Genomic DNA, 22,645 nt, shown 5'->3' with positions numbered 1-22,645 from the left:
CGACCACCGGCCCGTCCTTCGGACCCCAGTCCTTGTAATAGATTTCGACGCCGTCGCGGGTGACGATCCTGCTTCCCATGGTCCTTGCTCCTTCGCTGGTTGTGGTGGTTGCATTCGCGGCAACTGCCGCCGCCGAGGCCGGGCGGACAGCAGATACTGCAGCGGCGGCGCCGAGCGTGCCAGCCAGTACGTCTCTTCGTGAGATGCCGTTCGTCCTTACGCTTGCGCTTATCCTTGTCATGGAATGCTCCTTGTTCCGCTGCATAGGTCGCTTAAAGTCTCGCGATTAAATCGTGCGCGATACCGCCCGATCATTACCTATCTCACTATTAAATCGTGCACGATATTTATCGTGACGAATTCGACGTGTCAATACCTTGCGATTAGATCGCGAACGATTTATTTTATCCCATGAACAAATCTGGGTTGGAACAATGACCAAGGCAGACAGCCCCTCTCACGAAGACCTAATGAAACTCGACAATTTTCTGTGCTTCGCGATCTATTCGACAAACCACGCCTTCACGCGCGTCTACAAGCCGCTGCTGGACGAGTTGGACCTCACCTATCCGCAATATCTCGTGATGGTCGTCCTTTGGGAAAAAGACGACCAGACCGTTGGCAGTTTGGGCGAAAGGCTTTTTCTGGAGTCGAGCACGCTCACACCTATGCTGAAGCGCCTCGAAGCCATGGGCTACATATCGCGAGTCCGGGACCGGGCCGACGAAAGACAAGTGCGCGTTAAATTGACCGAAAGCGGCCGCGCCTTGCGGGAAAAGGCCGAAAATGTTCCCCGTGGCATTGCCAACGCCACAGGTATGAAGCCCGCCGAGCTCGTCCGGCTCAAGCAGGAGATCGCAACGCTGCGTACGTCGCTGCTGAGATAAGGCGCGCTGTGCAGGCGCTGACAGCCTGCGCATCGCTACCGCATGCGCCCTTAGATCCATTTCATTGTTTCACTGAAACAGTGAAATGATCTAACTCTTTGAAACTACGCAATTCCGGACGGAAAACCGTTACACACTTTTCCTGGAATTGCTCTAAATCGTAGCCAGTTCAACCACGAAACCATGCAGCAATTCAAAGTGCTACAACATCCCTTGCACGTCTGATCGGACGGGCCGCGCTGGAGGTGCGTATGCACCGCTGCCACAGGAACAAAAAGACCCGGCGCTTCCACGCCGGGTCCTCTAAAAGCGGAACGAAATGACGACTATTCGTTCTGGAAGTAGCTGTACTTGCCGTCGTCACCCTTCTTCCAGGTGTACATGACGTAGTCCGGGCGGGTGATGTCACCCTTTTCGTCGTAGCCGAGTTCGCCGATTGCGGTCTTGAACGGACCCTTGGCCTTGATGGCCTCGGCCACGGCCTGCGGATCGTTGCCGCCGGCAGCCTTCGCGCCTTCAGCGATCACCTGGAGAGCGGCATAGGCATAGAGCGTGTAGGCTTCCGGTTCAAAGCCGGCGGTGCGGAACTTCTCGACGAGGTCCTTGGCATTCGGGTTCTTGCGCGGATCCGGCGAGAAGGTCATCAGCGTGCCGTCAACGGCGTCACCGGCGATCGAGGCCAGTTCGTTCGAGACGATGCCGTCACCCGACATCATCGTTGCCTTCAGGCCCTGGTCCTTCATCTGGCGCATGATCAGGCCAGCTTCCGTGTGCAGACCGCCGTAATAGACGATCGAAACACCGGCTTGCTTCATCTTCGCGATCAGCGCCGAGAAGTCCTTGTCACCCGTGTTGATACCTTCGTAGAGCGCTTCGGTGAGGCCGGCCTCGTTCATCGCCTTCTTGGTTTCATCGGCAAGGCCCTGACCATAGGGGGTCTTGTCGTGAACGACGGCGATCTTCGCGTCCTTGAAATTGGCGGCGAGGTAGGCACCGGCAACCGCACCCTGCTGATCGTCGCGACCGCAGGTACGGAAGGTGTTCCACAGGCCGCGCTCGGTGAACTGCGGGTTGGTGGAGGCCGGAGTGACCTGCAGGATGCCGTTTTCGGCGTAGATTTCCGAAGCCGGGATGGACACGCCCGAGTTGAAGTGGCCGACGACGAACTTCACGCCGTCAGCAACGAACTTGTTGGCGACCGAAACGCCCTGCTTGGCATCCGACACGTCGTCGCCGAGCACAACCTTGATCTGTTCACCGTTGATGCCGCCTGCAGCGTTGATATCGGCAGCCGCCTGTTCAGCGCCTTTCTGAAGCTGTGCACCGAACGCAGCATTCGGGCCGGTCAACGGGCCGGCAACACCGACCACAATGTCAGCCCACGCAGAGCCGCTAAAGGCGACCATTGCCGTCAGCGCAACGGCCGACAAAAGAGACTTTTTCATCTTGTTACTCCCAATAATCGAGCGGGTCTCGTTTCCACGCCTGCGCAATGCCCACCTTAATTGCGCCGGTGTTCTTTCGCACCGGCCGCAATCGACCGGCACGTGCTGTTCCCTTATTTGGTCTTCCAGGAGAAGGGTGAAGCCTTTTCATAGAGCCAGTAGTAGTTGTTGGTCATTTGCCTGGTCCGGTAGTATCGAAAACCGGCGGTAGCAAACAACAAAAGCACGATCGTGTCCACGATATAGTACTGCAGGCTGAACATCGTGCCACCGAAAAGAGCGTGATGAATGAAGCGGATAGCCCAACCCAGCAGCGCCACATAGAGCAGCAGCCGCGGAAAGTTATGCCACGTATCGGCAACGCTCTTGCCCGTCCGCCAGGCGGTCCAGCCACCCAGCACACAGGTGATGAAGAGAAACTGCCAGATCGACGTTTCTTCGTAGAGAATTCCCTGCATGTCACATACTCCAGGCGCGGCGCATCAATGACGGCCGCCTTCGAGATAGGCCGAACGGACTTCCGGATTGGCGAGAAGATCCTTGCCCGTCCCGCTCATGGTCACCCTGCCGTTGACCATGACATAAGCACGGTCCGACAGCTTGAGTGCACCGAAGGCGTTCTGCTCGACCAGGAACACCGTCAGGCCTTCTTGCTTGTTGAGTTTCTTGATCGCCTCGAAGATGCCCTTCACGATCAGCGGCGCAAGGCCGAGCGAAGGCTCGTCGAGCAAAAGCAGCTTCGGCCGGGCCATCAGGGCGCGCCCGATAGACAACATCTGCTGTTCGCCGCCCGACAGCGTGCCGCCGCGTTGCGCCTGCCGCTCCTTCAGGCGCGGGAAGAGCGTGAAGATCTTTTCGACGTCCTCGTTGAAATACTTCAGGTTGTCGAGGCTAGCCCCCATCTGCAGGTTCTCAAGAACCGTCATGCGCGGGAAGATACGTCGCCCTTCCGGCGATTGCGCGATTCTCAGGCGGGCGATCTCGTGCGTCGGCAGCCGCGTAATCTCCTGACCGTCGAAGAAGACGGAGCCGGTGCGCGCCTGCGGGCTGCCGCAGATCGTCATCATCAGCGTCGACTTCCCGGCGCCGTTGGCACCGATCAGGCTGACGATTTCTCCACGATGGACCTCCACGTCGACGCCGTTCAGTGCGCGGATATTGCCGTAATAGGTCTCGACGGCTCTTACATGCAGCAGCGGCGCACTCATTGCTTCGTGCCTCCCTGCCCGCCTTCAATCTCCTCGATTTGTTCGATCACCTCTTCAACCTCTTCGTCCTCGACACCCAGGTAGGCCGCAATGACCTTCGGATCGTTCCTCACGAATTCCGGGTTGCCGTCGGAAATCTTCTGGCCGTATTCCAGCACCACCACATGGTCGGAAATCTCCATGACCACCGACATGTCATGCTCGATCAAGAGGATGGACGTGCCGGTATCGCGGCGGATGTTCTGCAGAAGTTCATTGAGCGCAAGCGACTCGCGCGGGTTGAGGCCCGCCGCCGGCTCGTCGAGGCAGAGAAGTTCCGGCCCGGTGCACATGGCACGAGCGATCTCGAGCCGCCGCTGCGCACCGTAAGGCAGGTCACCGGCCGGGTCGTCGGCGCGGTCGATCAGCGACGCTCTCTCGAGCCAATGCCGCGCAATGTCGATCGCTTCCCTGGAAGCCTGGCGATAGGCCGGGAATCCGAGCAGGCCGAGAATGGTATAGCCGGAAGCCAGCATCAGCTTGTTGTGTTGCGCCACAAGCAGGTTTTCCAGAACCGTCAGGCCGGAGAACATCCGGATGTTCTGGAACGTGCGCGCGACCTTGGCGTGCTTGGTGATCTCGAAATCGGGCAGACGCTCGAGCAGATACTCCTGCCCGGACTTCTGCCTCATCGTGATCATGCCCATCGTCGGCTTGTAGAAGCCGGTGATGCAGTTGAACACCGTCGTCTTGCCCGCCCCGTTCGGGCCGATCAGCGCGGTGATGTCGCCGCGATACGCCTCGAAGGAGAAGTCGTTGATGGCCATGAGACCGCCGAAGCGCATCGACAGGTGCTCGACCTTGAGAATGGGGTCTTTTGTCATTGTATTCGTCATTGTCTCGATGGCCATCAGCCGTGCCCTTCCTTGGTGAAGCTGCCGGAGACAGCCTTGCGTTCGCGCAGGAACGCGGTCGGTTCACGGGATCCAACGAAGCCGCGCGGCTTCAGCACCATGACGACGACCATGGCCAGGCCAAAGATCAGCATGCGGTAAAGTTCGGGCGTGAAGTTCGGTCCGAAGATTATCTTCAGGAAAGTGAGTTCACGAAGGATTTCGGTACCGCCGATCATGACAATCGCTGCGACGGCGATGCCGGTCAGCGATCCCATGCCACCAAGAACCACGATCGCAAGAATGACAGCAGATTCGAGGAACACGAAGGATTCCGGCGACACGAAGCCCTGACGAACCGCGAAGAATGAACCGGCGAAGCCACCGAACATGGCACCCGTGGCGAAGGCCGTAAGCTTCGTCGTGGTCGTGTTGATGCCAAGCGAGCGGCAGGCGATCTCGTCCTCGCGAAGCGCTTCCCAGGCGCGGCCGATCGGCATCCGGCGCAACCGGATTGTGACGAAGGCCGTCAGCAAGGCGAGGCCGAGGATCAGATAGAACAGGAAGATCTTGTAATAGGCCGACGAGATCGGCAGGCCCATCAACGCCGCGAAGCCGTCCTTGGAAGCATCGAACTTGATGCCGAATAACGTTGCCTTGGCGATGCCGGAGACGCCGAAGGTACCCTTGGTCACCTCTGTCCAGTTGATCAGCACGAGACGGATGATCTCGCCGAAGGCGAGCGTCACGATCGCGAGGTAATCACCGCGAAGGCGCAGGACCGGAAACCCGAGGATCACGCCCCAGCAGGCGGCAAGAAGCCCGGCGACCGGCAAGAGCACCCAGAAGGACAGGCCGAAATAGCTGGAAAGCAGCGCATAGGAATAGGCACCGACCGCGTAGAAGGCGACGTAGCCGAGGTCGAGCAGACCGGCAAGGCCGACGACGATGTTCAGGCCCCAGGCGAGCATCACGTAGATCAGGATCTGGACGCCGAAATTGTCCACCCATTTCAGCGACCCCTGAACCCCGGTAAGGGCCAAGATGACCGGCGGATAGAGGATGAGTGCCGCGATCGCGATCTTGGAGAAGTTGCGGCTGAAAAAGCCCTCCTCTTTCACGACCTCCGGGGCAGCCGCCTTCGCCGCCTTTCTCTGCGCAAGCCAAGGCTGGGCGTAGGCGACCATCAGGAAGCGACCAACCATGGCAGTGATCACGAACGTCGCCAGCAGACCCCAGCGCTGGGTGAGGATCAACTCGTTGCGGATGTTCTGGTCGGTCTTGAGGCCGACGAAGAGCACGAACATGCCGAGGGTGACGAGGCCCGCGAAGACAGCCTCGCGCAGGGCCCGCGCCGTCACCTCAGTGCCGGCGCTTGCAGTAGTAGATGCAATGTTTGCCATGGAATTATACCTTCTCGACTTCCGGTCGTCCGAGAATACCCGACGGCTTGAAGATCAGGACGATCGCGAGAATCGAGAACGTCGCGACATCCTTGTAGTCGATGGTGAAATAGGCCGACCACAATGACTCGATCAGGCCGATCATAAGGCCGCCGAGGACCGCGCCCGGCAGCGAGCCGATGCCTCCGAGAACCGCAGCCGTAAATGCCTTGACGCCCGGAGCAAAGCCGTCGGTGAAAACGACGACACCGTAATACATCAAGAACATCGTCCCGGCGACAGCGGCAAGCGCCGCGCCCATGACGAACGTCACCGAGATCGTACGATCGACATCAACGCCGAGCAGTGCCGCCATCTTGCGGTCCTGTTCGGTGGCGCGTTGCGCACGACCGAGCGGCGTCTTGTTGACGATGTACCAGAACACTGAAAGCAGAATGGCCGTAATGATGACGATGATGATCTGCTTCAGCGAAATGGCGATGCCGAATACATCATAGACAGACGAGACAAGCGGCGGGATCGGCTTGTTGCGCGGACCCTGGGTCACCTGAATGAAGTTCGACAATACGATCGACATGCCGATGGCCGTGATCAGCGGCGCCAGACGGAAGGACCCGCGCAGCGGACGGTAAGCCACCCGCTCAATGGTCCAGTTCCAAATCGCCGCCGTAAGCATACCGACGACCATCATGAGCAACAGCGCCAGTACAACCGGCACGCCCGCCATGAATGATGTGAGAATAAGAAAGACAATCAACGCGGCAAAGCCGCCTAGCATGAAGATATCGCCATGGGCGAAGTTGATCATGCCGATGATGCCGTAAACCATGGTATAACCAATCGCGATCATACCATAAATAGACCCAAGCGTCAGCCCGTTGACGAGCTGCTGGACGAAATACTCCATCAATCTTCCCCTGGACCAGATCCTAGCGGTCCGATCTCTTGTTATTAGAGCTCATTGGTGAGCGTGCTCTTTGCCCCAATTCCATACCTCTTTCAAACGAAAATGAAAGCTAAAAAGTGGTTCTCCTCCGGATTCTTCGGCGATAAAATCGATTTGGCGCTTTCGAAGCCAAAAAAATCAAAATTTTGGCAGCGATCGCACGCGAAATGAGCACGATTGACCGCAAAGTCGCGGTAAATCGGCACCAACGACGCCACGCGTCCCATAAGGGCGCGCAACCGACGCTACCTTGAATTGCGGCCGATGTTGCGACCGGGCATCATCCGAAGACTGCCGCAACCGCTCGGCTCGTCACGCGGCGAATGCCGCCGTCAGGTCGTATTCGCGCCCCATTGTCATGAGGTCATCGAAGAGGGATTCGGCAAAGGAGCGTGGAGCGAGCAGTTCGAACACATCTTCCCCGGTCCGCACCAGATTGACGGCGATGTGGCCGCAAAGCGCATTCGCGCTGGCGCCGGCCGCAAAGGCTATCGGGTGCAGGTCGAGGCCGATGCCCTTGGCAAGAATCCGGCGCGTCGACGGGCCGGAAAGCCGGAACAGGACGCGCGCTTCGCTTTGATCGAGGATATGGGCCCGGCCGCTGCAAAGCGCGTCGAGACAACGTTGCAGCCCCTCCGGCGTATCGTTTTCGGAGATGACCAGCCATTCGCCCGGCGCGCTGAACCGCACGGCGAATTCAGTAACGGATGATAACAGCCTTTCGACGGCGTCCTCCTCGCCGGCGGTGGCAAGCACCATCGCCATTGCCTGCCTATGGCCGATGGCGAGATGATTAGCGCCCGGCGGCCGCGGCGCGCCGCGCAGCTTCTCATCAAGCGCATGACGGTTGTAGTGGTCGCGGATCATCGGCGTTTTCCTCAGGCTTTCATTCTGGCATTCTCGGGATCGACGAAGACCGGATCGCAGACCTCGGCGATGACTTCCTGATCGCGCAGCTTGTCCCAGACGACAATCCGTTCGCCGTAACGTTCGCGGCCCGACTTCAGGAAGGCAAGGGCGATATGATGACCGAGAACCGGCGAGAAGCAGGCAGAGCTGACCCACCCCTGGTCGTTAAGGCTCGACGGCTTCATGCCCTCACGCAGCAGATGCGCACCGGCGCGAATGTCCTTTTCCCTGTCCACCGACTTCAGCCCTACGAGTTGCATACGGTCTGCGGCCGTCAGCCCGTATCGCGACGAGAGATGCTTGCCGATGAAGTCCGTCTTGTGCGCTGAAACCATGCGGCCCAGCCCGGCGTCGTCCGGCGTCACCCGGCCATCGAATTCAGCATGCGTGGGCAGGCCCTTTTCCAGCCGGAGCACGTTGAGGGCCTCCACCCCATAGGCGCAGATATCGAAGGCGCGGCCCACGTCCATCAGCTGATCGGCAACCGCCACGCCAAATCCGGCCGGAACCGCCAGCTCAAAGGCCAGTTCGCCGGAGAAGGAGATGCGGAAGAGCCGGGCTTTCAGTCCGCCCTTGAGCGTTACCGTTCCGGCGGCGAGGAACGGGAATGCCGCGTCGGAGATGTCATCCTCGACAAGCTGCTGGAGCACGCCGCGCGCCTTCGGGCCGGCGATGGCGATCTGCGCCCACTGGTCGGACACGGAGCAGAAACGAACCTTCAGTTCGGGCCAGAGCACCTGCGAGCAATATTCCATGTGGGACATCACGCCGCCCGCCATCGCGGTCGTCGTGGTCACGAGGAAATGCTCCTCCGCGAGCCGGCTCGCCGTGCCATCGTCATAGACGAAACCGTCCTCGCGCAGCATCAGGCCATATCGGGCCTTGCCGACCGGAAGCTTCAGCAAAGCGTTGCAATAGAGCCGATTGAGGAATTCAGCCGCGTCCGGGCCGAAAAGCTCGATCTTGCCCAGTGTCGAGACGTCGCAAATGCCGACGTTCGCGCGCACGTTCAGCACCTCGCGATCGACGCTCTCGCGCCAGGTCTTTTCGCCCGCACGGGGAAACCAGGCGGACCGATACCATTGTCCGGCCTCGACAAACGTCGCCCCATGTTTCCGCGCCCACTCATGCAGAGGCGATTTCCGGACGGGCTGGGCGTGTTTGTCGCGCGCGGTCCCGGCAAGCGCGCCGAAGGAAACGGGCGTATAGAACGGGCGGAATGTCGTCACCCCGACATCCGCGGGGCTTACCCCGCGCATGCCTGCAAGAATGCCAACGGCGTTGATATTCGAGAGCTTGCCCTGGTCGGTCGCCATGCCGCTGGTCGTATAGCGCTTGGCGTGTTCGACGTGGCCGAACCCTTCGCGCAGCGCGAGCCCCAGATCCTTCGCGTGCACGTCGTTCTGGAAATCGACGAAGGCCTTGGCCTTTGCTCCGGGCACATACCAAAGCGCGGTGAAGGACGGATCAGCTTCCTCGCCCGTTTGCGGCAGAACGTCCTGAGCGGGCTTGAACCCCAGGTCGGATGTGATCGCCGACGCCTTGGCAGCGCCGTCGCTGATGCAGCCCGCGAGCGTGTAGATGCCGCCCGCCGACCCGGCGATACGCAACCCGCCGCCGACATCCGGTGCAACGAACGCGCTCAGTTGATCGGACCACACCGGCTTCGCCCCACGCTGGCAGGCCAGGTGAATGACCGGGCTCCAGCCGCCGGACATGCCGACCGCATCACAGGCAACAAGTTCCTCGAAACCCGACCGCTCGACCACGAGCCCGGAAACCCGCCGGCGTCCCCTGGTATCGACGACGGAGGCCGAACGGATCACGCGCGTGCCTTCGGGCGCGGCGTCTTCCGCCGCTGCACGACTGTCGACGATTGCCGCTATGGCAATGCCCTTGGCGTGGAGGTCACGGGCAGCCTGATATCCGGCGCTGCCGTTGGTAAAGATCGCAACCGATCTACCGGCCGCCACGCCGTAGCGGTTCGCATAGGTCCTGAGTGCCCCGGCCATCATCACGCCGGGCCGGTCATTGCCGCCGAAGACCAGCGGACGCTCCTCGGCACCGGTCGCAAGAAGCGCCCGCCTCGCGACGATGCGCCAGACCCGCTCCGCCGGCAGCTTGGCCAAAGGCTCCGCCGCATGCTTCTGAACCCGTTCGACGGCGCCGAAGACGTTGTCGTCGTACCAGCCGAAGACCGTCGTCCGTGGCAACAGGGTGACGTTCGGCAGTGCCTGCAATTCCGCGACGACACGATCGGCGAAGACATAGGCGGGTGCACCATTGATCGCCTGCGTTTCCGAAAGCAGCGACCCGCCCAGGCGGAAATCCTCGTCGGCGAGAATGACGCGAAGGCCGGCGCGCGCCGCCGTCAGCGCCGCCATCAGTCCGGTCGGGCCGCCACCGACGACAAGCAGATCGCAGTGCGCCCAGGATTTCTCATAGATTTCCGGATCCCGTTCGAGCACCGCGCGCCCGAGCCCGGCAGCACGGCGGATCAGCGGTTCGTAGAGCTTTTCCCAGAATTGCGCCGGCCACATGAAGGTCTTGTAGTAGAAGCCCGCACCCAGAAAGGGCGAGAAAAGATCACTCATCGCGCCGATGTCGAAGCCGAGCGACGGCCAGCGGTTCTGACTGCGCGCCGTCAGTCCGGCATAAAGCTCCGCAACAGTCGCCTTCGTGTTCGGATCGCTGCGCGCGCCGGAACCGATCGTAACGAGCGCGTTCGGTTCCGACGCGCTCGCGCTGACGATCCCGCGCGGCCGGTGATATTTGAAGCTGCGGCCGACCAGCAGTTGGTCGTTGGCAAGGAGTGCCGAGGCAAGCGTGTCCCCGGCAAAGCCGCGCAAGGGGCGGCCATCGAAACTGAAACTCAGCGAACGGCTGCGATCGACCAGTCCCCCGGCCGTCAGGCGATAGGCGGTCATCGGCCGTTCTCCGTCGCGAACGCAGCACCGTCGGTCACGGAATGGACCTCATGGGTGAACGTGTCCCGTTCGACCACCAAAAAACGGCGGCAGCCTGCCACGTGCTGCCAGTGTTCGAGCGTACGCCCCCGCGGATTGGCGCGCACATAGACATAATCGTGCCAGGCCTCATCGGATGCGGTCGGCGCCGGGCGAACGAGCGACGCGTCGCCGCGGATCGTAAATTCTTCCTTCGGGCGGACCCCGCAATGGGGACAGGTGATCAGGCTTGCCATCGTCTTGTCCTTGGACCCGAGCGGGTCCAGTTGATGCGAAAATGCGACCGCATGGGAATGGGCGGTTCGTCGCTTCTATCAGTGGAGATTGGGTTGGGGACCGGCACCGGCCTCGTCGACCGCATAGCCACGAGCAAAACGGTCGAGCCTCAGGGCACGTGCGACCGGATGAGTGTCGTTCTTGGCAATCAGGTGAGCAAAGCAGTAGCCCGATGCGGGCGTGGCCTTGAAACCGCCGTAGCACCAGCCGCAGTTCAAATAGAGATTGTCGATCGGCGTGCGGTCGATGATCGGCGATCCATCCATGCTCATGTCCATGACCCCGGCCCAGGAGCGCAGCACCCGGACGCGCGAAAGACCGGGGATCATCGTCACCCCCTCCTCCATCACATGCTCGGCGGTCGCGAGGTTTCCGCGCTGGGCGTAGGACGTGTAACCGTCGATTTCCGCCCCGAAGACAAGGCCGCCCTTGTCGGACTGCGAGATGTAGAAATGCCCGCCGCCGTAGACGATCACGTGGTCGATGCAGGGCTTCAGCGCTTCGGTCACGAAGGCCTGAAGCACATGGCTCTCGATCGGTAGCTTCAGATCCGCCATCTCGCCAACGCGGGACGTGTTGCCCGCAGCCGCCAGCGCGAGCTTGTTGCAGCCGATGAAGCCCCTGGTCGTCTCGACCCCGGTGACGACGCCGTTCTCGCGGCGGATGGCGGTCACCTCGCAGTGTTCGATGATATCGACCCCGTAACGGTCGGCACCGCGCGCGTAACCCCAGGCAACCGCGTCGTGCCGGGCGGTACCGGCGCGGCGCTGCAGGAGCCCACCGAGGATCGGATAGCGCGCGTGGTCGTAGTTGAGGAAGGGGATCATCTTCCTCAGCTGGTCGCGCTCGATCAGCTCGGCCGCCACGCCTTCCATCCACATGGCGTTGCCGCGCCGGATATAAGCGTCGCGTTGGCCGTCGCTGTGGTAGAGCATGATCACGCCGCGCTGCGACAGCATCACATTATAGTTCAGCTCGCGCTCCAACCCTTCCCAAAGCTTCATCGAGAATTCGTAGAACGGCTCGTTGCCCGGCAGCATGTAGTTGGAACGCACGATCGTCGTGTTGCGCCCGACATTGCCTGAGCCAAGATAGCCCTTCTCGAGCACCGCGACGTTTTTGATGCCGAATTCCTTGGCGAGATAGTAGGCTGTCGCGAGACCATGACCGCCGCCGCCGACGATGATTACGTCATAGTGCGACTTCGGCTCGGCCTGTCGCCATTGCGGCTTCCATTTCAGATTTCCGGAGAGGGCGTTCTTGACGATCGAGAATGCGGAATAGCGCATGAAGGCATCCAGTTCATTTGCGCGGCCACCTTTGCACAAGCAAAGCGCAACGCAAAGATGCAAGGCGCCTTGCGGCTGCAAAATGCCGCGATGACGTATCTTTCCGCGGCAACTGCGGAAGCTTCCGCGATTGCGGCAAAGAGGCAGATTTGAGTATGAAGGAAGACTACCGGTATCCGGCCGTCTCATGCGAATCGGAGCGCTGGCGCGGAAAAGAAGAGTGACGATGTTGGAAACACTGGAAAGATCGGCAGTCGCAGCCGGAAGGGCGATCCTGGACATTTACAACGCCGGGCCGGCCGTCACCTACAAGGCCGATACTTCACCCGTTACCGACGCCGACCACACCGCCGAACGCATAATCCTCGCCGATCTCGCGGCGAGCTTTCCCGACATTCCGGTGATCGCCGAGGAAGCCGCCGCCGCCGGGCACGTCCCCGATATTTCCGGAAAATCGTTCTTCCTCGTCGATCCCCTCGACGGCACCAAGGAGTTCGTCGGGCGCAGCAGCGATTTCACCGTCAACATCGCGTTGATCGAAAACGGTGCGCCCATCGCCGGTGTGGTCTATGCCCCCGCGCTCGGCATCCTCTATTCAGCAAGTGCCGGCAAAGCGACGAAGGCCTTGATCGAGGACGATCGCGCTGCCGGTGCTCACGTGACCATCGGCTGCCGCATCTGCGGCGACCGGCCGGTGGCCTTGACCAGTCGCTGGCACAACAGCGCAGAAACGGTCGCCTATCTCGCCGATCATGGCATTACCGACTATGAGGCGGTCGGCTCGTCGTTGAAATTTTGCCTGCTGGCCGAAGGGCTTGCCGACATCTACCCGCGCTTCAGCCGTACCATGGAATGGGACACGGCAGCCGGCGACGCCATCCTGCGCGCGGCCGGCGGCGAGACGCTGACCATGGAAGGAACGCCGCTCACTTACGGCAAGCGCAAGCAGCGCCACGACAGCGATTTTGCCAATCCCTGGTTCGTCGCCCGCGGCAAGCCCTGACGTCGTCGTCAACGATCGCGCTGAACGTGTGCGGCGGCAATAAGGCTGCCGATCGTCATCTCGTTGAAGGGTTTGTCTATCCTCGGAACATCGCGCAGATGCTCCGGCGAAGGAAAGGACTCGCCGTATCCGCTGGTAAACCCGACCATGATGCCGCGCGCGATCATGGCATCGGCAACGACGAAGCTGGTGTCGCTATCGAGATTGACGTCGATGAGGGCAAAATCGATGGCGTGAGCGGCCACGATTTCCATAGCCTGCTCGGCATTGGTGGCGACATGAACCTCTGCCACTCCCAGAGATGTAAGGATTTCCTCGGCATCCATCGCAATGATGAAATTGTCGTCCAAAACGAGAACCGTCTTTATTGTCGGCGGAATTTCGTTGCTTCGCACTCCCGACGCCCTTTCAGAACCCTGCCCCGCAAACCGAGGCTTGATCCTCGAACATCCAAGCTAGGCCGTAAAGAGTGTCCTGGCATTTAAAATTGACATGTGACCGCCACATCAGATGAATGGCCGCTTGTGCTCGCTGATACCGCCCCACTCGGCAATCGCAAGCAGCCCATCGACATCGCGCACGTTGCATCCCCCGTCCACCCACCGAATGAGCCCGCGGTCGGCAAGCTTCTTCAGGGTCTTGTTGGTGTGGACGACCGAGAGACCAAGCGTGTCGGCGACATGCTGCTGGCGGATCGGGATCGCGACGCGATTGCCGCGAAACAGCTCCAATACCTTTGCCCGCTGGTAAAGAAAGGCAAGGAGATAGGCGGCCCTCTCAAGTGCCGAACGCCGGCCAATGCTCAGGAGATGCTCGTCAAGCATGCGTTCCTCCCGGGCCGCGATCCAGGTCAGATCATAGGCAAGATCGGGGTGTTTGGTATAAAGCTGATTTAGCCTGTCCCGCTCGAAGACGCAGAGAGTCACCGGCGAAAGCGCCTCGATCGAATGCTGCATTTCTCCCATCAGGCTGCCTTGCAGTCCGACAATATCTCCCGGCATCACATAGTTCAGGATCTGACGCCGGCCGTCGTCGAGCATCTTGTATCGAAAGCCCCAGCCGGCAAGGACAGTGAAGAGATGAGCGCTATGCATACCTTCAAGGATTATCGTCGCGCCGCTATCGACTGCCAACTCGCCCGTCTTGAAATCCGAAACGAAGGCGAGTTCCTCGGCTGCGAAATCGCGAAAGAGCGCGAGTTGGCGAAGGGGACAATTTTCACAGGGCGTGCGTTTGCTGTTCTTGCTCGTTTGGCTTGCCATGAACATCTCGTGGCCGGGCGTGCAGAGGAACCCTATCCATAAAGGCCCCTGATAAGTGAGGTAGCGCTCACATCCTTCCGGACAAGGACGCTTGCTGGAAAGCGATGCCATTTCAGATGTTTCACAAGCCGGTTCGCCGGCGATTGCGATGGACTTGGCGCCGCCGCCGCTCTATCTCTTTCGGACCTTTCCGCCGTCAACGGGGATCTACGCCATGTCCTACGCCGCCATTGCAAAAAACCATGTCGCCGTCATCACCGGAGCTGCCTCGGGTATCGGGTTTGCCGCGGCCAAACGATTCGCCGGCCTCGGGCTGAAGGTTGTCCTTGCCGACCTGCCCGGCGAGCGCTTGCAGGCGGCCGCGGCCGAGGTGGCAAGGATTGCCACGGGCGGCGCGAGCGATGTCGCCGCAATCGCCACGGACGTCTCCCGCCCCGATGACCTCGTGGCGCTGGCGCGTTCGGCAAGCGAGCGGTTCGGCCACGTGCATGTGCTGATGAACAATGCCGGCATCCAGCCGGGCAGCTCGATGTTTGGCCCGCTGGAGAACTGGGAAGCCGTGCTTGCAGTCAATCTCTGGGGCGTGATCAACGGCTCGCGGATTTTCGCGCCCGCCATGATCGCCCATGGCGAGCCGGGGCTCATCATCAATACCGGATCGAAACAAGGTATCACCACCCCGCCCGGCGATCCGGCCTACAATGTCTCGAAGGCCGGGGTGAAGGCCTTCACCGAGGCGCTGCAGCATGAACTGCGCAACACCGAGGGCTGCAAGGTCGCCGCGCATCTCCTGATCCCCGGCTTCGTTTACACATCGCTGACCTCCCACGGGCGCACGGAGAAGCCGGCGGGCGCATGGACCGCGGATGAGACCGTGGACTTCATGATGGAAAGCCTCGAACGCGGGGACTTCTATATCCTCTGCCCGGACAACGAGGTCGACCGCTCGACGGACGAGAAACGCATCCTGTGGGCGGCGGGCGACATCGTCGAGAACCGGCCGCCGCTTTCGCGCTGGCATCCGGACCATGGCGAAGCCTTCAAGGTCTTCCTCGCCGGCAAAAAAGGCTGAGCGATTCACGGACGTAACCAGGCCCCCCGAGAGCAGTGCGCAGTCGACGCGCAGAGGGACAAGACGGTGACCAGCGGCATCCACCACATCACCCTGATCGCCCGCAAAGTGCAGGCAAATGTCGATTTCTATGTCGGCTTTCTTGGCCTGCGCCTCGTCAAGCGAACCGGCGGCTACGAGGACCCCAACCAATTGCATCTCTTTTACGGGGATGCGGCGGGGTCGCCGGGCTCGCTCGTCACCTTCCTGATGTGGGAAGACGGCTCGCCCGGACGCGTCGGCCACGGTCAGCCGAGCGAAATCGCCTTCGCCATCCCACCGGAGAGCATCGGCTTCTGGCTGACGCGCGCATTGCAGTTCAACATTCAGGCGACCGGGCCTGCGCAGGAGTTCGGCGAGCCGGTGCTGCGTCTCAAGGATCCGGACGGCGTGATCGTGAAACTGGTCGGAACCAACGCGCTTGCCGAACCCGCTCCATGGGCGAGCCGGGATATTCCGGAGACGGACGCGATCCGGCGGCTGCGCGGCGCGACCATTCTCACCGAGAAGCCGAAGGAGACCGCCCACTTCCTGCAAAATCATTTCGGCTATGCGGAGACCGGAGCAACGGCCACGATCCGGCGCTTCACGTCGAAGTCCGGAGACGTCATCGACGTGCGCGACGCCACCGGCTTTTGGACGTCGGCGCCCGGCACCGGCACGATCGACCATATCGCCTTCCGCGCCCCGGATGAGGCGACGGTGCTGGCCGTGCGCGCCGATCTCGAGCAGGAACACGCCGGCGCGACCAGCGCGCACGACCGCAAGTATTTCTTCTCGCTCTATGTGCGTGAACCGGGCGGCTCGCTCTACGAGTTCGCGACCGACGGTCCGGGTTTTGCGGTCGACGAGTTGCCGGACACGCTCGGATCCAAGTTGTTCCTGCCGCCGCAATTGGAAGCCGATGCGGCCGCGACCTTGGTGAAGCTTCCGCAATTCGCCCTGCCCGGCGAGCCGCGGCTGACCCCGCGCGACCTCCCTTTCATCCACCGCTTCTATCACCCGGACGAACCCAACCTCCGCACCTTCGTGCTCTTGCACGGCAGCGGCGGCAACGAGACCGACATGCTCCCCTTCGGGCATCAGGTCGATCCTTACGCCACCTTACTTGGAGTGCGCGGCCGAAGCACCGAGGAAGGTTTCCCGCGCTGGTTCCGCCGCCTGTCGATGACAACGTTCGACCAACAGGACATCCGCTCGGAGGCAGAGGCCTTCGTCGCCTTCGTCGAGGGCGCGCGCGAGGGCTATGGACTCACGCCTGACAGGACCATCTTCATCGGCTACTCGAACGGCGCCAATATGCTGGCTGCCGTGATGCTGCTTTACCCCGGCCTCATTAGGAACGTGGTGATGATGCGGGCAATGGCCGCGCTCGAAGACGCGCCGACACCCGATCTTGCCGGAGCAAACGTTCTGGTGCTGACAGGCAAGGAAGATCCCTACGGCAAATATGCGCCGGCCTTGATAAAGATCCTCGCCGACACCGGCGCAACCCTCAAGGCACTGGACATCGACACTCATCACGGCATCGGTGACGACGATGTCGAAGCCATTCGCCGCTGGATGGCGGAACACGGTCTCTGATGCCGTGGCCCGAACGGGTTAAGATGCTTTCGCCGAGGCGACATACTCCGCGAAGGCCGTGACAAAGTCGCGTAAGCGCTCCCGGGTCTGCTCGTCGGTCAATTGCCCCTCGCTGTCGAACAACGTGGCGGCCTTCGGCAATATCAACCGCTTCCCCGACCACAGGTCGGCCCCGAGCGTCCGCATCACGGAGAGCCAGGCATTCTGGCTGAGAATGGTGCCGAAATTCCCAGGCGACGCACCGGCCAACGCAAAGGGCCGACAACCGAACACCTTTTTGGTGTCGGCCGGCGGACGACTGAGCCAGTCGATCGCGTTCTTGAAAACGCCGGGCATCGAGTTGTTGTACTCCGGCGTGAAAAGGATCACTCCGTCCGCCGCCGCGATCTTCTGCTTGAGTTCGGCCGCCGCCGCCGGAACGCCGCTCTCAGCCTCCACATCGCCATCATAGAGCGGGATGCCGTGCAGCGTTGCGGTCTCGAATTCAATGTTGTCCGGCGCGAGGGATTTTGCTGCCTTCAGTAAAGCCGTATTGAAGGAAGCCTTTCGCAGACTGCCCGATATGCCGAGAATCTTCGTCATGAATGATGGGTTCCTCTTGTCCGCGCATCGGCGGCCCAAGGCCGCCCTTCCACACTACAGCGACGCGCGTCGTATCAGACGCGCAAAAGACGCTGTAGCACTTTGAATTGCCGCATGTTTTTATCCTTGAATCGGCTACGACTTAAGGCATTCAGTAGAACTAGAGGTCAAAGGACAAAAAAGAAAGCCGAGAACGATGTCTCGGCTTCTTGCGGCTACTCCAAAGGCTTCAGCCCTGCCTCGATCTGAGCCCGCTTCGGCTCAAGGAACGGCGGCAGCGAAAGGCTTTCGCCGAGCGTTTCCATCGGTTCGTCGACGGCAAAGCCGGGACCGTCGGTCGCAATCTCGAACAGGATGCCGTTCGGCTCGCGGAAATAGAGCGAGCGAAAATAGAAGCGCTCGACCTCGCCGCTCGACGGCAAGCGGAAGCCGTTCAGCCGTTCCGTCCACTGATGCAGCCCATCGACATCCGGCGTGCGGAAGGCGACGTGGTGCACCCCACCCGCGCCTTGGCGCGCGATTGGCAGGCCCGGCTGGACCGCGACATGCAACTCGGCCCCGGGACCGCCCTCGCCCATCGAGAAAACATGCACTTCGCCGACGCCGTCGGGCGCAGGATAGGCGCGCACGTCCGTCATGTTCATGACGTGCGTGAGCACGAGCGCCGTGTTGGTGATATCCGGCACGCTGATCGTAATCGGGCCGAGGCCCTTGATCTGGTGCTCGGTGGGAACCGGGCTCTTTTCCCATGGATGCGACGGCGCAAGCCCGCCATCGTCCAGAAGTCGGAAGCGCTGGCCTTCACCGTCCTCGAAGTCGACCGACGTCCGGCCGTCGATTTCCGTGACCTCGCCGGCGGAGACGTTCAGTTCGGTAAACCGACGCTTCCACCATCTGACACTTTCGGCGCTGCCGACTCGGAACCCGGTGCGCGAAATACTGTGCGTGCCGCGTCCCTCGGGGCCGACCGGCCAGTCGAAGAAGGTCAGGTCGCTACCGGGTGTTGCTTGTCCGTCGGCATAGAAAAGATGATAGGCGGTCGTGTCGTCCTGGTTGACGGTTTTCTTGACCAGCCTCAGCCCGAGCGTCTTGGTGTAGAAGCGCAGGTTTTCCGGCGCATTGGCCGTGATCGCCGTGAGATGGTGGATACCGGTCAGTTGCAAGCTCATGATTGCCTCCAGTTCAGTGCGTTACGCTGGCCTTTGGGCGTCTCAAAAGACGCACGGCGCCGTAACGCGGGCATTTCGTTGAGCCATAATATCGGTCGGCCTGGTCGTTTCAAAAAGAGAAAGCGACGCGAACAGATTGTTCTCCCAAAGCGAACGATCTAGCGGCGCGGATGCTGCAGGTCCCGGAGATAGGTATTCTCCGACCGCGAAATGGCAAACAACTCCGGGTCGATTTCAGCGAAGATCAGGGTTTCATCTGCGGAGTTCGCTTTTGCCAGGAGTTGCCCGTCCGGCGAAGCGATGCGCGACGAACCGGCGAAGGAAAACATCGCATCGGAACCGCAATGATTGATGTAGGCTACGAAAAGCTGGTTCTCGAACGCCCTTGTCTGGATCATGTGATCGGCGATGAAGGTTCCCGACCAGCCTGCCGGAAGCGCCGTCGGCACCAGCACTGCATCAGCACCGGCAAGCGCGAGCCGGCGGACATTTTCGGGAAACTCGACGTCGTAGCAGATCAGCATGCCGCACCTGACGCCTTGGTGTTCGAAGAGGCGGGTCGACGGTTCTGCCGGCGTGAACAGCGAGCGTTCGTAGTCGCCGTAGAGGTGCGACTTGCGATAGACCGTCGGGGCAGCGTCACCGTCGACATGGACGGCGCTGTTGTAGACCGCGTCACCCTCCCGCTCGGCAAAGCCGGCAATGATGGCGATACCGGCTTCGGCCGAGATCTGCTGCAACCGCTGCACGATTGGGCCGTCGGCGTCTTCGGCGATGTCACGGATCACGTCACCGGCACCGTAGCCGGTAATGCCGAGTTCGGGCGTGAGGAGCAGCGTCGCGCCCTGGCGCGACGCCTCCGCGGCCGCAGCGGCGATCCGGCCGAGATTGGCGGCGACGTCACCGCCAATGGACTTCATCTGCAAAGCGGCAAGCTTCATCATTTGCCATCCGATGACATGGCGCCCAGCAGCTTCGGCAGGTCTCCGAAACGGGCGACGAGGCCGAAGATGACCGCGGCCGTCGTGACGAAGAGGATCGTCACCGAGGCCATGGTCGGCGTGTAGCCGTAGCGTAGCGCGTTGAAGATCTTGATCGGCAGCGTCTCCATGGTGAAGCCGACGGTCATGTAGGCGACGATATACTCATTGAGCGACAGCACGAACGCAAAGGCATAGCCCGAGACGATGTAGGGCAGGATTAGCGGCAGCACCACGGTGCGGAACACCGTGCGCTCGTCCGCGCCCATGGTCGATGCTGCCTCGACCAGCGAACGATCGATCGACGTGAAGCCGAGGGACAAGGTGACGAGCGGCAGCGTCACGAAGAAGATCGCGTGGCTGACGACCGCAGTCCAGGGCTGGCCGTAGAAGCCGACGGTCGCCCAGAAGGTGAGAAGCCCCAGCGCCGTGATCACCGGCGGCAGCGTGAAGGGCGCAACGCCCAGAAGCTGGAAGACGTTCGCCCAGGGCGCTATCCGCCGCCACAGGAACCACGCAAGCGGCAAGGCAATGGCGACGGCAAGCGCTGCCGAAAGCACCGCCAGCGTCACCGAGGCCATCAGCGCGTTTCGCCATTCGGGGTTCAGGAAGATCTCGCCGTACCAGGATGTCGAAAAGCCCTGTGGCGGGAAGGCAAGCGTCTGCTTTTGGTTGACCGAAACGCCGGCAACCACGATCAGCGGCAGCGCAAGGAAGAGCGCGATCAGGAAGAAATAGAACTTGCGGAAAATGGACGTCATGCCGCCTCTCCCTTTCGTCCCGCAATCACCGTCAAGGCGACCAGCCCGAGCGTCACCAGCACGAGGAACACCGCCATCGCCGCAGCGAAAGGCATGTTCGACTGGTAGATCGCCTGGTCGGTGATCAGCACCGACAGCGTCCAATGCTGTGGCCGGCCGAGAAGCTGCGGCAGCAGATAGGAACCGAGCGCGAAGATGAAGACCATGATCAGCGTCGCAACGATCGTGTTCCTCAGCGCCGGAACGACGACGGTAAAGAAGGCCTTGAGCGGCGAGGCTCCAAGCGTTCGCGCGGCCTCGGTCAAGGTCGGATCGAGCCGGACAAGCGCCGGGAACAATACGAGCACCGTGTAGGGGAAGGCCTGATAGACCATGCCCGTCAGCACTGCGGCGAAACTCGGGGTCAGCGCCTTGGCCTCGCCCATGAGGCCGAGTGCGACGAGGATGTTGGTGATACCGGCCGTGCGCGAGAAGAGTGTCGACCAGGCGAAACCGATGATGACCTCGGAGAGCGAGAGCACCGAGAGCAGCGCGACCAACCAGACGACCTGCACGCTGCGCGCCATCCGCGTCAGCATGTAGGTGAAGGGCAGCGCCAGCACGACGCAGCAGATGGCGACAGCGATCGCCATCATGAGCGAGAAGCCCAGCACGCCGCCGAAAAAGGCCGTGAGAAAGCGGGCGTAATTGTCGAAGACGAAGGCCGGCGTATAGAAGCCGCCCTGCTGGCGCTGGAAGAAGCTCACGGCGATCATCGTGCCGAAGGGCACGACGAAGAAGATGGTCAGCATCGCCGCGGGGAAAAGGAGCGGCGTGTAGTCGCCGACAGTCTGGGGCGGTTCGCGTCTCATTTCCTGAGCACCACGCAAACATCCGGAGTGAGCGCGACGCCGACCTGCTGGCCGACGGTGACGTCCGGCCGCTCGCGCGGCGTGGAGACGGCGACGATCTGGCGGCCGGCGACGTCGACAAACGTTTCGATCGTTCCGCCGAGATCGCGCACGAAGGTGACCGTGCCGGAAATCGCACCGGCACCCGGCGCCGTCAGGTGCACGTCCTCGGGACGAATTGAAAGCGTCGCCTTTGCCTCACCGGACGGCAAGGCGAGACCCGGCACCGACTGGCCGAGTACGGAAACATGGCCCTGCGTGTCCGCTTCGGCTTCGATCAGGTTGGTCTGGCCGATGAAGTCGGCGACGAAACTGTCCGCCGGCCGGCGGTAGATTTCGATCGGCGAGGCCGCCTGGCGGATTTCCCCGCCATTCATGACGACCACCGTATCGGCCATCGTCATTGCTTCGCGCTGGTCGTGCGTGACGACGATCGTCGTAATCCCGAGCCGCTGCTGCAATTGGCGCAGTTCCACTTGCATCGCTTCCCTGAGCTTCGCGTCGAGTGCCGAAAGCGGCTCGTCGAGAAGGAAAAGCTTCGGCGAGATTGCCAGCGCGCGGGCGATTGCCACACGCTGGCGCTGACCGCCGGAAAGCTTGGAGACCGGCCGGTCGGCATAGCCGGAGAGGTGGATCATCGACAGCAGTTCCTCGACCCGCCGCTTCTGGTCCTCCTTCGGCGCCTTGCGGATGCGCAAGGGATAGGCGATGTTTTCGCCGACCGTCAGGTGCGGGAAGAGCGCCAGCGACTGGAACACCATGCCGAGATTGCGCTTATGGGTCGGCACGTGGGTGATGTCTTCGCCGTCGAGGCGGATTGCGCCTCCCGTCGGCAGATCGAGCCCGGCGATCATGCGCAGCAACGTCGTCTTGCCGCAGCCAGACGGGCCGAGCATGCAAACGAAGGTGCCGTGCGGCACCGTGAGCTCGACATTGTTGACGGCCCTGAAGGACCCGAATTCCTTGACGACGTTCTGAAGGGCAAGTCCCGACATATATTTCCCGTCCTGCGGCGCCGTGCGTCTTTTCAGACGCGCAAAGGTCGCTGCATCGCTTTGAGTTTGCTACATGGCCCTCAAGCCGGTTCCCAAGGGATCATGCA

The 22,645-nt window shown here is 61.5% G+C and carries 22 protein-coding genes and 1 pseudogene; 4 read left to right on the top strand and 19 right to left on the bottom strand.

Annotated features, from left to right (window positions below):
• Nucleotides 1–241 (bottom strand): annotated as a pseudogene (locus tag QN222_RS28875) (alpha/beta hydrolase); the annotation flags it as partial.
• Between the two features lie 193 nt (nucleotides 242–434).
• Here QN222_RS28875 and QN222_RS28870 point away from each other — a divergent pair.
• A complete protein-coding gene (locus tag QN222_RS28870; protein WP_283965606.1) occupies nucleotides 435–887 on the top strand; it encodes a MarR family transcriptional regulator in 453 nt (150 codons plus the stop codon).
• Nucleotides 888–1,213: 326 nt separating this feature from the next.
• On the opposite strand, the gene QN222_RS28865 is transcribed toward QN222_RS28870, so the two are convergent.
• The 10 genes from QN222_RS28865 to QN222_RS28820 form a co-directional block, all read right to left on the bottom strand.
• On the bottom strand, nucleotides 1,214–2,332 hold the full coding sequence (locus QN222_RS28865) for a branched-chain amino acid ABC transporter substrate-binding protein (protein WP_180938773.1): 1,119 nt from the start codon (nucleotides 2,330–2,332) through the stop codon (nucleotides 1,214–1,216).
• A 113-nt stretch (nucleotides 2,333–2,445) separates the two neighbouring features.
• The gene (locus tag QN222_RS28860) at nucleotides 2,446–2,790 is read right to left on the bottom strand and encodes a DUF6867 family protein (protein ID WP_283965605.1); all 345 of its coding nucleotides are present in this window, start codon (nucleotides 2,788–2,790) and stop codon (nucleotides 2,446–2,448) included.
• 24 nt (nucleotides 2,791–2,814) lie between these two features.
• On the bottom strand, nucleotides 2,815–3,540 hold the full coding sequence (locus tag QN222_RS28855) for an ABC transporter ATP-binding protein (protein WP_180938776.1): 726 nt from the start codon (nucleotides 3,538–3,540) through the stop codon (nucleotides 2,815–2,817).
• Nucleotides 3,537–4,424, bottom strand: a complete 888-nt coding sequence (locus tag QN222_RS28850; RefSeq protein WP_283965607.1) for an ABC transporter ATP-binding protein — start codon at nucleotides 4,422–4,424, stop codon at nucleotides 3,537–3,539. The genes QN222_RS28855 and QN222_RS28850 overlap by 4 nt, the downstream gene beginning before the upstream one ends.
• 5 nt (nucleotides 4,425–4,429) lie before the next feature.
• Entirely contained in the window at nucleotides 4,430–5,815 is a 1,386-nt protein-coding gene (livM, locus tag QN222_RS28845; protein ID WP_283965604.1) for a high-affinity branched-chain amino acid ABC transporter permease LivM, read from the bottom strand.
• Between the two features lie 4 nt (nucleotides 5,816–5,819).
• On the bottom strand, nucleotides 5,820–6,722 hold the full coding sequence (locus QN222_RS28840; protein ID WP_283965603.1) for a branched-chain amino acid ABC transporter permease LivH: 903 nt from the start codon (nucleotides 6,720–6,722) through the stop codon (nucleotides 5,820–5,822).
• Between the two features lie 351 nt (nucleotides 6,723–7,073).
• The gene (locus QN222_RS28835) at nucleotides 7,074–7,628 is read right to left on the bottom strand and encodes a sarcosine oxidase subunit gamma (protein WP_283965602.1); all 555 of its coding nucleotides are present in this window, start codon (nucleotides 7,626–7,628) and stop codon (nucleotides 7,074–7,076) included.
• 11 nt (nucleotides 7,629–7,639) lie between these two features.
• A complete protein-coding gene (locus tag QN222_RS28830; RefSeq protein ID WP_284005728.1) occupies nucleotides 7,640–10,597 on the bottom strand; it encodes a sarcosine oxidase subunit alpha family protein in 2,958 nt (985 codons plus the stop codon).
• The gene (locus QN222_RS28825; RefSeq protein WP_283965229.1) at nucleotides 10,594–10,872 is read right to left on the bottom strand and encodes a sarcosine oxidase subunit delta; all 279 of its coding nucleotides are present in this window, start codon (nucleotides 10,870–10,872) and stop codon (nucleotides 10,594–10,596) included. The genes QN222_RS28830 and QN222_RS28825 overlap by 4 nt, the downstream gene beginning before the upstream one ends.
• A gap of 78 nt (nucleotides 10,873–10,950) precedes the next feature.
• A complete protein-coding gene (locus tag QN222_RS28820) occupies nucleotides 10,951–12,201 on the bottom strand; it encodes a sarcosine oxidase subunit beta family protein (protein ID WP_283965228.1) in 1,251 nt (416 codons plus the stop codon).
• A 226-nt stretch (nucleotides 12,202–12,427) separates the two neighbouring features.
• Between QN222_RS28820 and cysQ the strand changes: the two genes are divergently transcribed.
• Complete coding sequence (gene cysQ, locus QN222_RS28815; RefSeq protein ID WP_283965227.1) at nucleotides 12,428–13,204, top strand: 3'(2'),5'-bisphosphate nucleotidase CysQ; 777 nt, start codon at nucleotides 12,428–12,430, stop codon at nucleotides 13,202–13,204.
• Between the two features lie 8 nt (nucleotides 13,205–13,212).
• Here the strand turns inward: cysQ and QN222_RS28810 are convergent, their stop codons facing one another.
• Together QN222_RS28810 and QN222_RS28805 are read right to left on the bottom strand one after the other, a co-directional pair.
• Nucleotides 13,213–13,599 carry a response regulator gene (locus QN222_RS28810; protein ID WP_283965226.1) on the bottom strand — a complete coding sequence of 129 codons (387 nt, stop codon included), beginning with the start codon at nucleotides 13,597–13,599 and terminating at the stop codon, nucleotides 13,213–13,215.
• Nucleotides 13,600–13,710: 111 nt separating this feature from the next.
• Nucleotides 13,711–14,466, bottom strand: a complete 756-nt coding sequence (locus tag QN222_RS28805; RefSeq protein ID WP_283965225.1) for a Crp/Fnr family transcriptional regulator — start codon at nucleotides 14,464–14,466, stop codon at nucleotides 13,711–13,713.
• Between the two features lie 214 nt (nucleotides 14,467–14,680).
• On the opposite strand from QN222_RS28805, the gene QN222_RS28800 reads away from it, so the two are divergent.
• Both QN222_RS28800 and QN222_RS28795 read left to right on the top strand, forming a co-directional pair.
• Complete coding sequence (locus QN222_RS28800) at nucleotides 14,681–15,538, top strand: SDR family NAD(P)-dependent oxidoreductase (RefSeq protein WP_283965232.1); 858 nt, start codon at nucleotides 14,681–14,683, stop codon at nucleotides 15,536–15,538.
• Nucleotides 15,539–15,604: 66 nt separating this feature from the next.
• Nucleotides 15,605–17,161 (top strand): VOC family protein, encoded by a 1,557-nt coding sequence (locus QN222_RS28795; RefSeq protein ID WP_283965224.1) that lies wholly within the window; start codon nucleotides 15,605–15,607, stop codon nucleotides 17,159–17,161.
• Nucleotides 17,162–17,179: 18 nt separating this feature from the next.
• On the opposite strand, the gene QN222_RS28790 is transcribed toward QN222_RS28795, so the two are convergent.
• The 6 genes from QN222_RS28790 to QN222_RS28765 form a co-directional block, all read right to left on the bottom strand.
• The gene (locus QN222_RS28790) at nucleotides 17,180–17,743 is read right to left on the bottom strand and encodes an NADPH-dependent FMN reductase (RefSeq protein ID WP_283965223.1); all 564 of its coding nucleotides are present in this window, start codon (nucleotides 17,741–17,743) and stop codon (nucleotides 17,180–17,182) included.
• A gap of 215 nt (nucleotides 17,744–17,958) precedes the next feature.
• A complete protein-coding gene (locus tag QN222_RS28785) occupies nucleotides 17,959–18,912 on the bottom strand; it encodes a ring-cleaving dioxygenase (RefSeq protein ID WP_283965222.1) in 954 nt (317 codons plus the stop codon).
• Nucleotides 18,913–19,070: 158 nt separating this feature from the next.
• Nucleotides 19,071–19,856, bottom strand: coding sequence for a carbon-nitrogen hydrolase family protein (locus QN222_RS28780; RefSeq protein ID WP_283965221.1), 786 nt, complete (start codon nucleotides 19,854–19,856; stop codon nucleotides 19,071–19,073).
• A complete protein-coding gene (locus QN222_RS28775) occupies nucleotides 19,853–20,653 on the bottom strand; it encodes an ABC transporter permease (RefSeq protein WP_284005725.1) in 801 nt (266 codons plus the stop codon). Before QN222_RS28775 ends, QN222_RS28780 begins: the two co-directional genes overlap by 4 nt.
• On the bottom strand, nucleotides 20,650–21,504 hold the full coding sequence (locus QN222_RS28770) for an ABC transporter permease (RefSeq protein ID WP_283965219.1): 855 nt from the start codon (nucleotides 21,502–21,504) through the stop codon (nucleotides 20,650–20,652). The genes QN222_RS28775 and QN222_RS28770 overlap by 4 nt, the downstream gene beginning before the upstream one ends.
• Nucleotides 21,501–22,538 (bottom strand): ABC transporter ATP-binding protein, encoded by a 1,038-nt coding sequence (locus QN222_RS28765; protein ID WP_283965218.1) that lies wholly within the window; start codon nucleotides 22,536–22,538, stop codon nucleotides 21,501–21,503. The genes QN222_RS28770 and QN222_RS28765 overlap by 4 nt, the downstream gene beginning before the upstream one ends.
• Nucleotides 22,539–22,645: the final 107 nt, after the last annotated feature.

Origin of the sequence: Sinorhizobium sp. 6-70 (assembly GCF_030124375.1) — a bacterium.
Classification (GTDB): domain Bacteria; phylum Pseudomonadota; class Alphaproteobacteria; order Rhizobiales; family Rhizobiaceae; genus Sinorhizobium.
The sequence above is the reverse complement of the archived record's forward strand: the minus strand, read 5'-3'. Positions and strand labels throughout refer to the sequence as shown.